Annotated in this window: 9 protein-coding genes; 1 reads left to right on the forward strand and 8 read right to left on the reverse strand. The window is 67.8% G+C overall.

The annotated features are described in order from the left end of the window. Positions 1–2,551: 2,551 nt before the first annotated feature. The 3 genes from ACIBQX_RS44105 to ACIBQX_RS44115 form a co-directional block, all read right to left on the reverse strand. Positions 2,552–3,586 carry a threonine aldolase family protein gene (locus ACIBQX_RS44105; RefSeq protein WP_397015572.1) on the reverse strand — a complete coding sequence of 345 codons (1,035 nt, stop codon included), beginning with the start codon at positions 3,584–3,586 and terminating at the stop codon, positions 2,552–2,554. A gap of 135 nt (positions 3,587–3,721) precedes the next feature. Beyond that, positions 3,722–4,678 (reverse strand): D-alanine--D-alanine ligase, encoded by a 957-nt coding sequence (locus ACIBQX_RS44110; RefSeq protein ID WP_397015574.1) that lies wholly within the window; start codon positions 4,676–4,678, stop codon positions 3,722–3,724. Between the two features lie 310 nt (positions 4,679–4,988). After that, complete coding sequence (locus ACIBQX_RS44115) at positions 4,989–6,221, reverse strand: PLP-dependent aminotransferase family protein (RefSeq protein WP_397015576.1); 1,233 nt, start codon at positions 6,219–6,221, stop codon at positions 4,989–4,991. Positions 6,222–6,489: 268 nt separating this feature from the next. On the opposite strand from ACIBQX_RS44115, the gene ACIBQX_RS44120 reads away from it, so the two are divergent. Next, positions 6,490–7,107 carry a GNAT family N-acetyltransferase gene (locus ACIBQX_RS44120; RefSeq protein WP_397015578.1) on the forward strand — a complete coding sequence of 206 codons (618 nt, stop codon included), beginning with the start codon at positions 6,490–6,492 and terminating at the stop codon, positions 7,105–7,107. Between the two features lie 76 nt (positions 7,108–7,183). Here the strand turns inward: ACIBQX_RS44120 and trxA are convergent, their stop codons facing one another. The 5 genes from trxA to ACIBQX_RS44145 form a co-directional block, all read right to left on the reverse strand. Further along, positions 7,184–7,498: a thioredoxin gene (gene trxA / locus ACIBQX_RS44125; RefSeq protein ID WP_397015580.1), complete on the reverse strand. Its 315-nt coding sequence runs from the start codon at positions 7,496–7,498 to the stop codon at positions 7,184–7,186. Positions 7,499–7,509: 11 nt separating this feature from the next. Continuing rightward, entirely contained in the window at positions 7,510–8,442 is a 933-nt protein-coding gene (gene trxB, locus ACIBQX_RS44130) for a thioredoxin-disulfide reductase (protein WP_397015582.1), read from the reverse strand. Positions 8,443–8,579: 137 nt separating this feature from the next. Further along, the gene (locus ACIBQX_RS44135; protein WP_397015584.1) at positions 8,580–9,458 is read right to left on the reverse strand and encodes a zf-HC2 domain-containing protein; all 879 of its coding nucleotides are present in this window, start codon (positions 9,456–9,458) and stop codon (positions 8,580–8,582) included. After that, positions 9,455–10,081, reverse strand: a complete 627-nt coding sequence (gene sigM, locus ACIBQX_RS44140) for an RNA polymerase sigma factor SigM (RefSeq protein ID WP_397015586.1) — start codon at positions 10,079–10,081, stop codon at positions 9,455–9,457. Before sigM ends, ACIBQX_RS44135 begins: the two co-directional genes overlap by 4 nt. A gap of 15 nt (positions 10,082–10,096) precedes the next feature. Continuing rightward, on the reverse strand, positions 10,097–11,614 hold the full coding sequence (locus tag ACIBQX_RS44145; protein WP_397015588.1) for a protein kinase family protein: 1,518 nt from the start codon (positions 11,612–11,614) through the stop codon (positions 10,097–10,099). Positions 11,615–11,681 lie beyond the last annotated feature (67 nt).

An 11,681-nucleotide genomic window follows, 5' to 3' on the forward strand; every position in this document is an offset into this window, starting at 1 on the left:
CGTTTCCCGCTTCCTGGCCTCGTTGGCCGTGGCCTGGCTTCCCCACCCCTCCTTCCCCCGTCTTCCCACTTCTCTGCGAAGCCGATCTTCGGGGACGGGGGATTTCCTCTGCCCCAAACCTGGGCCATGAGATTCCGCCGCGCCACCGCACCTTCGACCGTCGTGCTTCGCCTCTACGGCTGCCAAACCACCCAGACCAACTCGCCCCGACAACCGGCCCTCTTGCGCTCCCACACACCAACCTGTGGCCCCTGCCGCCACCTCCCACGCCCCCGTTAAAGTTCGGGCCGGCCATGAGATTTCGCCACCCACCGCCTTCGGCCGGCAAACTTCACCCCGACGAATTCCAAGCACCCACGACTGCACCGCCCAGACGATCGCCCTCTTGGCTCCAACCTCACCAACACCGCGACCGCCTGCGCTGCGACCGCCCGCGCTGCCACTCGCCCGCGCCGCCACTGCCGACATCGTCCGCGCTACCACCACCGCCTGCGCTACCACCGCTGGACGGGCTACCACCGCCAGTAACATCACTGCCCGCTACCACCGCGGCACGCTGCCCCGATACCTGCGTCCCTGCTTAGTGCCCCTCCTGGACCTTCCCCCTGACTTATCCGTCTCCTGGCGCCCCGTCTCACCTGAAGGCCAGGCCCATGCCCACCGACACCACGTCGCCATCACACTCCACCTCTGGCGAGCAACGGCACCTCGACAACGTCGGAGCAACACCACAAGAAGCCACCCCGTCACCCCGATACACCCCTGAGGCTCTTTACGATGCCTTCATGGCGGCGGTGAGCATGTACGTGATGACCAATTGGACGACGGCGCCTGTGGCATTCGCGTCCATATGACCGTGCTAGGTCTACGATGGCGCGCCTGGCGTGGGCTGCACTGCCCGGAGGGCAGCTTCGCGCCCGGTTAGCCCATACGGACACCCCTCTGCCATGGCCGTGGGGGATAGTGGCGCCTGCTGAGGCGGAAGACTGGACGAAAGGGAGAGGACCGCTCACCCGGATGTCGATTTCCCGACGGCCAACCTGCCCGCTGCGCAGCGGGCCCCGGCGACGCTTCCGATGAGCGAAGCGGCTTACGTCGAACGCCACTGGGAAGGCCAGCCAACCTGAGGAATTGGGCGGCCAGCCAACCTGAGCAAATAGCAACATGAAACGGCAGCCACAGCACTACCCGAACGCCCGACAATCCGGGACGCCGGGACGCCGGGACGCGTTTCACGTGAAACATCGCTGACTGCTCGGCTGTTCGACTGCAGCAATTGGGGCGAGGGGTTAGGGCGCTCATCCCGATCGGGTGCCGTTGTTGACGAGACGCGATGGTTTACGTGACGGTTCGACGAATGAGGTCGGTCCGAAGCCGGTTGCCGGGGCGTACTTCCGGGAGGTGAATCTGGCTGCGGTCGTGCTCAAATAACGCCAGCCGCGTGGGATCTTCGACGGGGGTCCTGGAGGAGGAGGTGGTATCGAACCGTGAGGCCCCGCTTGAACGTCATGACCTCAGCCAGCGGTAGGTGCTACGAGCTTGTTATGGGGAGCGCCGCAGACGCGCGGGCAAGGGGGATGCTCGTGAGCTGACGATTTTCAGAGATACCTCAATGTCTGTGGCGTGGGTGTAGGCGATGACCGTTGACGACTGCGCCCGTGGCGATCGTGTCGACGGGCAGTGGCTTGGTCTGCGGCCGGACCCGTAAGCGCCGCGCCCATAGCCGCCGCGCCCGTGACTCTGACAGCCTTTCGCGATGGTGCCGGCGTCCGTGATGGCGCGGCGTCCGCGGCGGTGCGGGGCACGGCCAAATGCTTCGCGTTGACCCGGATAGGCGTTGGGGTGGTGCTGCGTTGCTACTTGTTTACGCTGGCTCCTCCGGTTCAGGAGCTACGCCGTGGCGTGGCCGGCTGTAGAGAGGTGTGCGCGGATGTGCCCTGACTCATGGCTCGGGCGGTCGATGTCTCGGAGGGGCCGCCATTGGCTCCGAGGCTGCAGCGAGGAGTTCCTGTATTGCGACTGGCCGGGCGCGGAGCTGCCATCAGAGCTGTGCGGGTGGAGATTGCGTCTGTGACGCAGTGCTGCGCCGATGATGTCGTCCGAATGTCCGTGGGATGCCTACGCCATCGCCCCATGGCCCCATGGCTACGACGGCGCGACGGCCCCATGGCCCCATGGTGCGATGGGGCTTCATCGGCTTCCAAGTCCTACAACGACGACTCTCGACTCGGCTTGCGAGGCTGCTGCGGCGTATCCGCTGACACCCCGCTCACGACGATAAGCGCGTGGTTAATGAGTCGGCGTGGGTGCTCAGAGCTTTGGTTTCACGTGAAACCGGGCCAGGGGTTTTGGGTGTCGAAGCTATGGAGGGCTGAACGCTCGATGGGATGGGGAGCGAGAGGGACATGCACCGGGTGTCCCCGTTGGATCTTGGTGCACGCGATCAGACGTCCCCGCCGTGCCACTCAAGGAGGAAGCGAGGCCCGTACCGGGGGAGGTTGCTAGCCGGTGTGAGGGGAGGTTTCACGTGGAACATGGGGGCGGTTAGCAGCTAGGGGGTGGTGGCTTTGTGGATGGCGTTGAGGAAGTCGTCTACCTGGTCTGGGGTGGTGTTGAAGGCGGTCATCCAGCGGACTATGCCGGCGGCTTCGTCCCAATGGTGGAAGAGGTACCGGCTCTGCAAGGTCGCCGCCACCTGTGCGGGCACGGTGGCGAACACGGCGTTGGATTGGACCGGGTAGGCGAGAGAGATGCCGGGGGCGTTGGCCAGACCGTTCGCCAGGCGGGTGGCCATGGCGTTGGCGTGGGCGGCGTTCTGGTGCCACAGGTCGTCCGTCAGGAGAGCTGAGAGCTGGGCTGAGATGAAGCGCATCTTGGAGGCCAGTTGGAGGGACTGGCGACGGAGGTAAGGAACGGCCTGAGTGAGGGTCGGGTCCAGGACCACCACGGCTTCGGCGGCCAGGGCGCCGTTCTTGGTGCCGCCGAAGCTGAAGACGTCCACGCCGGCCGCTGTGGTGATGGCGTCCAGGCCGCAGTTCAGGTGGGCCGCCGCGTTGGCGAGCCTGGCGCCGTCCAGATGGAGGCGCATGCCTGCGCTGTGAGCCGCTTCGGCCAGCTCGGCGATCTCGGCGGGGGTGTAGCAGGTTCCCAGTTCGGTCACCTGGGAGATGGAGACCGCACGGGGCTGCGGCTCATGGTGAAGGCCCAGCTTGTGTACGTGGCCGGCGATATCTGCTGGGCGGAGCTTGCCGTCTGGGGTGGGTACGGTGATGAGCTTCACGCCGAGCAGGCGCTCCGCCGCGCCTGTCTCGTGCGTGGCGATGTGGGCGGTGTCGGCGCAGAGGATGGCGTCGTAGCGGCCGAGCATCAGTGGCAGGCCGACCATGTTGGCACCTGCGCCGTTGAGTACGGCGAATCCTTCGGCCTGGGGGCCGAACACGTCCTTGATCTGGCGCTCGAAGGCGGACGTCCAGGTGTCGTCGCCGTAGGCAGGGGCGTCGCCGTGGTTGGCTGCCGCCATGGCTTCGAAGATGGTCGGATGCACGCCCGCGTGATTGTCGCTGGCGAAGCTCTTCGGGGAGGTCATCACCCGGCCAAGGCTAGCCTTCGCGCAGTCTGCCTTGTCGATCACCACGCGACCCGTCTCAGCCAAGGGTGTCGTGACGGCCGCCGCTCGCGGAGGTCCGGGCGCGTAGGTCTGGGCGGGCAGCCGTGACAGAGGTTATGAGCGAGGGCGGGCGGCGGCGTTCTGGAGGAGGGTGCGGCACAGGTCGCCGAGGTCCTGCCCCGCGGCCTCCGCCGCCATCGGCAGCAGCGACGTCTCCGTCATCCCCGGAGCGACGTTCACTTCGAGGAAGTACGGCCGGTCCGAGGCGTCCACGATGAGGTCGGTGCGGGAGATGTCACGCAGCCCGAGAGCGGTGTGGGCGGTCACGGCGGCTTCGGCGCACGCGGCGGCGGCCGTGGCCGAGAGGCGGGCGGGGGCGAAGAACTCGGTGTGGCCGGCCGTGTAGCGGGCGGCGTAGTCGTACACCCCTTCGTCGGGGACGATCTCCACGGCGGGCAGGGCGATGGGGCCGTCGCCGAGGTCGACGACCGAGACGGCCACCTCGATGCCCTCGATGTAGCGCTCGATGAGGGCCGTGTCGCCATAGGCGAAGCAGCCGACCATGGCGGCCGGAAGCTCCTCCGCGGTGCGGACCATGGAGGCGCCCAGGGCGGAGCCGCCGCGGGCGGGCTTGACGAACAAGGGCAGGCCGAGGTGCTCCACGATGCGGCCGAGAACGGCAGTGGCGCCGAGGTCGTGGAAGGTTTCCTTGGGCAGCGTGACGGACTCGGGGGTGCGCAGGCCGACCGAGCGTACGACGGCCTTGGCGGTGGGCTTGTCGAAGGCGACGCGGCACGCGTCGGGGTCGGCACCCACGTAAGCGACGTTGAGCAGCTCCAGGACCGAGCGGATCGCGCCGTCCTCGCCCGCGCCGCCGTGGAGCGTGACGAAGACCGCGTCCGGCCGGTCGGCGAGGATGGACGGCACGAGGGACGCGTCGGTGTCGCGGGCCTCGACGTCGACGCCCGCCGCCCGCAGCACCTCGCTCACCCGGCGACCGGAGCGCAGGGACACCTCCCGCTCGTAGGAGAGGCCTCCTGCCAGCACGAGCACGTGGCCCAGATCGCTCATCACTTCTCCTCCGCTGATCGCACGCTGTCCCACCGTACCGGGCATCTGGGGCGAGCTGAGCGTACGCTGTCCCACCGTATCGGGCGTCTACGGCGGGAGGCCCCAACGGTGCCGGCCGTAGACGGGCGGATGGCGCGTACGCGGTCCCCACCGTACCGGGCGTCTGGCGGGCTGAGCCCACCGGCGCCGGGGCGGATGGCTCGCGGCAACGGGGTGGGCACTCTCGCCGTGACGTGAAGCTGTGACGTGAAGCCGTGACATGAAGAACGGCCGGCGCCGTCCGTGACGCCGGCCGTACTCGTGTCAGGAATCAGGCCAGGTCCGGTCCCGGGGTGTCGACGCCGGCGTGCCCGCGGGTGGAGCCGGTGCCGAAGGTGTCCCGTAGCTGGATCTCCTGCTCGATGACGCCGGCCAGACGGCGGACCCCTTCGCGGATGCGGTCCGGCTCGGGATAGCAGAACGACAGCCGCATGTGCCGCGCCCCGCTGCCGTCGGAGTAGAACCCGGTGCCGGGGACGAAGGCGACTCGCTCGGCCACGGCCCTGGGCAGGATGGCCTTGGAGTCGAGGCCTTCGGGCAGTTGCGCCCACACGAAAAAACCGCCGCCCGGTCGCGTCCAGGTGACTTCGGGCGGCATCAGCGCTTCAAGGGCGCCCAGCATGGCGTCGCGGCGTTCACGATAGAGCTCCTTGAACGTCTTGATCTGCTCCTGCCATGGTTGGGAGGCCAGATATTCGCCGACAGCGAGCTGGGTGAAGGTGGAGTGCGACAGCACGGCCGATTCCATGGCGAGGACGAGCTTGTCGCGGATGGCGTGCGGGGCCAGCGCCCAGCCGACCCGGAAGCCGGGGGCCAGCGTCTTGGAGAACGATCCCAGGTAGACGACGCCGTCGGCGTTGTCGGCGCGCAGGGCGCGCATGGGCTCGGCGTCGAAACCGAGCAGTCCGTACGGGTTGTCCTCGACGATGAGGACGCCGGCGCGCTGGCAGATGTCGAGCACCTGCTGCCGCCGGGCCACGTTGAGGGTGACGCCGCCGGGGTTCTGGAAGGTGGGGATCGTGTACAGGAACTTGATGGGAGCGCCCGCGGTCTCCAGGGCGTAGATCGTCTGGGCCAGGGACTCGGGCACGATGCCCTGATCGTCCATGGCGACATGCACCACTTTGGCCTGGTATGCGGCGAATGTGCCGAGGGCGCCCACGTAGGAAGGGCCCTCCGCGAGGACCACGTCACCCGGGTCGATGAAGATGCGGGTGATCAGGTCGAGCGCCTGCTGGGAGCCCACGGTGACGACCACGTCGTCAGCCCCGGCGTGGATGCCCTCCAGGCGCATGACGTCGCAGATCTGCTCGCGCAGGTGCGGGTCGCCCTGGCCGGAGCCGTACTGCAACGCGACAGGACCGCGCCTGGTCACCAGGTCGGAGACCAGCTGGCCGACCAGGTCCAGGGGAAGGGCGTTGACGTACGGCATGCCGCCCGCGAGCGAGACCACCTCGGGCCTCGACGCGACGGCGAAAAGAGCTCGAATCTCGGAAGCGACCATCCCGGTAGCTCGTGCGGCGTACCGATCGACGTAGGCGTCGATGCGCGACCCTTGGGTCGCGGGCGTTTGACCGTGATTCTGCTCTGCTGTCACGGCCCACCTCCTAGGTGAATATCGATCCGAGATACCAGATTACGCTAGTCGGACATGTCGCCCGTGACGGGCCTCGGCCGTCGTGGTATCCGCTGGCGGCGCCATCACTGGGCTACGATGCCAGGTGGGGACGCGTTTTTCGCGGGATTTTCCGGGTCAACGATAGGGGCCGTAGTTGTCGCGTCGGCTGGTCAACATAACCCTGGACAACGTAGAAGATCTTCCTCGCCGCTGCAGGCAGTGTGTTTTCTGGGAGCTCGACCCTGTCAGCGGAGAGCGATCGGTGGAGGCGGGGGATCCGAGCCTGGAGAAGGAGGCCTGGATCTCCGGCACGCTGCTCGAATGGGGGAGCTGTGGCAAGATCCTTTACGTCGACGGCGTGCCCGCCGGGTTCGCGCTCTACAGCCCGCCGCTTTACAGCCCGCGCTCGGTCGCCTTTCCCACCTCGCCGGTCAGCGCCGACGCCGTGCTGCTGATGACGGCGCACATCATTCCGGAGTTCTCCGGCGGCGGACTGGGCCGGATGCTCATTCAGGGCATGGCCAAGGACCTGACGCGCCGCGGGGTGAAGGCCATCGAGGCATTCGGCGACCTCAAATGGGAAGAGCCCAGCTGCGTGGTTCCTGCTGAATATCTACTATCCGTGGGCTTTAAGACTGTACGTCCACATTTGCGTTTTCCTCGGCTCCGACTGGAGCTCAAGACCGCCGTCTCCTGGCGCGAGGACGTGGAGGTCGCCCTGGAGCGTCTCCTGGGGTCGATGAGCCCAGAGCGTGCCCTGCGACCGGTATAGCCATCCCAAGCCCGTACGAACCCGTACAGAGCCGCGAAAGCCCCCTGCGCCGAGACGCAGGGGGCACGGGGGCGTTCTAGATGATGCCCTCAAGCTCGCGCAGCAGCATGGCCTTCGGCTTGGCGCCGATGATCTGCTTGACGAGCTCTCCACCCTTGTAGACGTTCATCGTCGGGATCTGGAGTACACCCGCGTCGCGCGGAACGTTCGGGTTCTCGTCGATGTTGAGCTTGACGATCTCCAGCTTGTCACCGTGCTCGTTGGCGATCTCCTGCAGGATGGGAGAGACCTGACGGCACGGGCCGCACCATTCGGCCCAGAAGTCCACCAGCACGGGCTTGTCGCTCTTGAGGACCTCGGCTTCGAACGTGGCGTCCGTTACTGCCTTCACGGTTGAACTCCTTACTTGTCGTTGCTGGCCAGCCAGCGCTCTGAGTCGAGTGACGCGGCGCAGCCGGTGCCGGCCGCGGTGATCGCCTGACGGTAGGTGTGGTCGACGACGTCGCCGGCGGCGAACACACCGTCGATGTTGGTCGCCGTGGTGGGGGCGTCGACCTTGACGTACCCCTCGTCATCGAGATCGATCTGGCCCTTGACCAGCTCGGTGCGGGGATCGTGGCCGATCGCCAGGAACAACGCGTCGGTGGCGAGCTCGCACTCCTCACCGGTCTTGACGTTGCGCACCTTGACGGCCTCGACGCGGCTCTCGCCCAGCACGTCGACGACCTCGCTGTCCCACATGAACCGGATCTTGTCGTTGTTGAACGCCCGATCCTGCATGATCTTGCTGGCGCGCAGCTCGTCGCGGCGGTGCACGACGGTCACCATGCGGCCGAACCGGGTCAGGAACGTGGCCTCCTCCATGGCGGTGTCGCCACCGCCCACGACCACGATGTCCTTGTTGCGGAAGAAGAAGCCGTCACAGGTGGCACACCAGGACACGCCACGGCCGGACAGCCGCTTCTCGCTGGGCAGCCCGAGCTCGCGATAACCGGAGCCCATGGCCAGGATGACCGACTTGGCGTAGTAGGTCTTCTCGTGGGTCTTGATGACCTTGGGGTTGGCGTTGAGATCGACCTCGACGACGTCGTCCGCGACCAGCTCGGCGCCGAACCGCTCAGCCTGCTTGCGGAGATTGTCCATCAGGTCCGGGCCCATGATCCCGTCCGGGAATCCCGGGAAGTTCTCCACGTCGGTGGTGTTCATCAGGGCGCCGCCCGCGGTCACGGATCCCTCGAAGACCAGAGGCGCCAGCTCAGCACGCGCGGAGTAGACGGCCGCAGTGTAACCGGCTGGGCCCGACCCAATAATGATCACGTTACGGACGTCGCTCAACGCTCCCACGCTCCTCGTCTGCTGTTTTGCCAGTGGCGTCAACAGATCCTAGGCCGCCGTGATTCCCGCCCCTGTCCGCAACACTGCCCGCAACGCGAAAGAGCCCGCCGAAGCGGGCTCTGACGTGCGATGTACGGCTACCAGCGGCCCAGACTGGGCTTACGGAGGTTCTTGCAGCTGAACGGGTCAACGACGTCGATCCGCAGCCGCTTGGCGGCCTTGCTCTTCCAGGACGCCATGATGATGGCCTCCTGGCCGTTGTACTGGCCCTGGTCGACCGCGAAGACGTCGAGCTTGGTGCGGTTGGAGACCTTGGTCACACAGCTGCCGACCTTGTCGCCCTCGGAGGGACCGCCACCCACGATGGGGGCGACGCCGAGGAAGGTCCCCAGCGGCTTGTCCAGCGCCTGGTCGCTGTAGTTGTAACCACTGTCGGTCAGCGCATAGGGGCGCGCCTTGGTCTCCTCCTTGGACGGCACTTCGCTCACCGCGACAGGCGGGCTCACCGTGGTGCCACCACCACCGCCCGCGGCCAGCAGGCCGGTGGAGAGCACCGCCGTGCCGACCACGGCAGCGGCCGCGGCGGCCGCCACCGCGGGCACCGCCCACCGCGTGCGCCGTGAGCTCCGCCGCTTGGCGGGGACGATGCTGCCGTCGGTCGCCACCACGCCAAGGCGGACCGGCTCGGGCGCCTCGACCGGTGGCTGTGGCCGCTCCCATGGGGAGTCGCGCATGAGCTCGTCCCAGTCGGGCGCGTCAGCGAGACCCACTCCTCCCCGCCGAGACTCCGCCTCGGCGGCCAGCGCCTGGTCGATGCGCAGTGCGACTCCCATCGGCATGGCCGGTGTGGGGGTCGCCGCGAGCACCTCTCGAACCGCCGCAAGGTCTGCCAGGCGCTCCCCGCAGGGGGCGCAGATCGCGAGATGCTCGCGCACCTGGCGGGCCGTGCTGACGTCTAGGAGACCCTCGGCCAGCTCGGCCAGGATGTCCAGATCGTAGTGCGTATCACCCGTCACGAAGTTCTGTCTCCCTTCGCGGATGAGACGCGACCCAGGTCCGATCGGTTCCGCAGATGCGAAAGAATTGGGGCAAGTTTCGCGCGTCCCCGCGCACACCTGCTCTTCACGGTGCCACTGGGCACATCAAGCACCTGAGCTGCGTCTTCGACGGAATACCCCATCATGTCGACGAGCACGAGGGCGGCTCGCTGGTCGGTGGGCAGCAGTTTCAGCGCGGCCGAGACCTCCATCGAGGTCTCGCGTTCGATGGTCTGGTCCGGCAGCGGCGTGTCCCGCTCGGCGGCCTCGATGAGCTCGTCGTCGGCCACCGGGCGCACGGACTTGCGGCGCATCCGGTCGAGGCACGCGTTGACGACGATGCGGTGCAGCCAGGTGGTGACGGCGGCCTCGCCGCGGAAGGTGCCGGCCTTGCGGTAGGCGGAGACGAAGGCGTCCTGGACGGCGTCGGCGGCCTCGTCGGGGTCGCCCAGCGTGCGCAGGGCGACGGCCCACATCCGGTCACGGTGTCTCTTGACGATCTCGCTGAAGGCGTGTGGATCCCCGTTGATGTGCGCGGCCAGCAGCTCGGCGTCGCTGACCGCCGGGCGTTCCGCTGAGGGTGTGTCGGGTGGGGAGTTCACAAGAGGGATTCCTGGTTACGCCGATCCTGGAGAGTGCACCACTACTTCATAGATGGTGCCATGAAACTTGCCCGCGTCTGCCGGGAGACGGGTAAACCAGATCAAAACGTACTGGCCACTTGCCGCCTGATCAGGCTTGAAGGTGATCTTTCCTGACGCGTCCTTCTCCTTGGCGACGGTCTTCAACGACGACAGGTCGGCACTGTCGCCGACCTTGAGCTCGACACTGGCACCGGACGCATCGGCAAGAGTAGCGACCACATCACTGATCTGCATGGACTTGCCCATGTCGAGGAGCAGGCCCACACCGTCCTTGAGATTGCCCAGCTCGGCGTTGTTGTAGTTGTCGGTCTTCCAGAATGTGCTGGGCTTGCCGTCGATGGTCAGCGCCGCGAGCTCGGCCTTCTCCTCCTTGTCGCCGAGCGGGTCGAAGCCGCTCGCCTTGTCCGGCTTGACCACCTGGGCCTGCTGCGGAGCCTCGCTGCTGGCGTCGGGCGTGGGATCGGCCTCGCGGGTGCCCGGATTGCCGAGGCTGCGGCCGATCGTCCAGGCGCCGACGCCGACCGCCACGATCACCAGCAGCACGACGATGGTCATCAGCACCCGGTTGAGCGCGCCGCCACCGCCGCCGCCGTTCGAGCCGGGCGGCATGGGACGGTGCACCACCTGGGGGCGCTGCTGGATGGTCGTGGGCCGGGGAGTGTCGATCCCTTCGGAGCGTGAGGCCGAGGTGACCGAGGGCGGATGGTACGGCATCGGGATCGGCATCGGCCTGGCCACGCCCGCCAGCGCCTCGGCGATCTCGGCGGGGCTGGTCAGCGCGCCGTGGCCCTTACGCGTCTCCGGCAGGCAGGCCCGCAGCGTGACGGTGTCGAGGTAGCTCGGGACACCGGCGGTCACCTGGCGGGGTGTGCAGAAGTGGCCGTCGATCATGGGGGCGGCGGGCAGCCCGCCCTCCTCCTCGTCGCCGGGCCAGTGGCCGGTCAGCCCCGCGTAGAGGAGCCGGCCGAGCCCTTCGGCGTCGTCGAGCGCGGGCTGGTCGGTGGTCAGGCCGGACAGGGCGGCGTCGACCGCCACACCCAGCACCTTGACCGTGTTGCCGGTCGTCCACACCAGGTGCTCGGGGCGCAGGCACAGGTGGTGCAGGCCCGCCTCGTGGGCGTGGGCCAGCGCCTCGGCCGCCTCGGCGACCAGTCCGGCCGCCCGCTCCGGCTCCAGCGGGCCGGCGGCGAGCAGGTCGACGAGCGTGTCACCGGTCACCCACTCGCTGACCACGTACGAGCGCCCGTCGTCCTGGGCGGCGTCGAACACCTGGGTCAGGCGCGGGTCGGTGAGCCTGCTCGCGGCCCGGGCGGCGGTGACGACCTCCTGGACGCGGGGGAAGTCGGGGGCGAAGGTCAGCACGCCGACAGGGCGGGCCAGGATCTCGTCGATGGCCTTCCAGTGGGTGGCGCCGTCGGACTCGCTGACCCGGTCCTCCAGGCGGAAACGGTCGGCTAGGCGAGTGCCGGGTTCGACCGCCGATGTGCTCACTTGCTCGCTCCGCTCGGCTGATCAGTCGTGCGCATGACTCGACTGACCCGCGTGGTGCTGTCCCACG

Origin of the sequence: Nonomuraea sp. NPDC049714, from assembly GCF_044465295.1 — a bacterium.
Lineage (GTDB): Bacteria > Actinomycetota > Actinomycetes > Streptosporangiales > Streptosporangiaceae > Nonomuraea.

Coding starts and splice junctions, on each gene's coding strand:
- ACIBQX_RS44115 (WP_397015576.1), bottom strand. CDS start 6,221: ATGGTCGCTTCCGAGATTCGAGCTCTTTTCGCCGTCGCGTCGAGGCCC.
- ACIBQX_RS44105 (WP_397015572.1), bottom strand. CDS start 3,586: ATGACCTCCCCGAAGAGCTTCGCCAGCGACAATCACGCGGGCGTGCAT.
- ACIBQX_RS44110 (WP_397015574.1), bottom strand. CDS start 4,678: ATGAGCGATCTGGGCCACGTGCTCGTGCTGGCAGGAGGCCTCTCCTAC.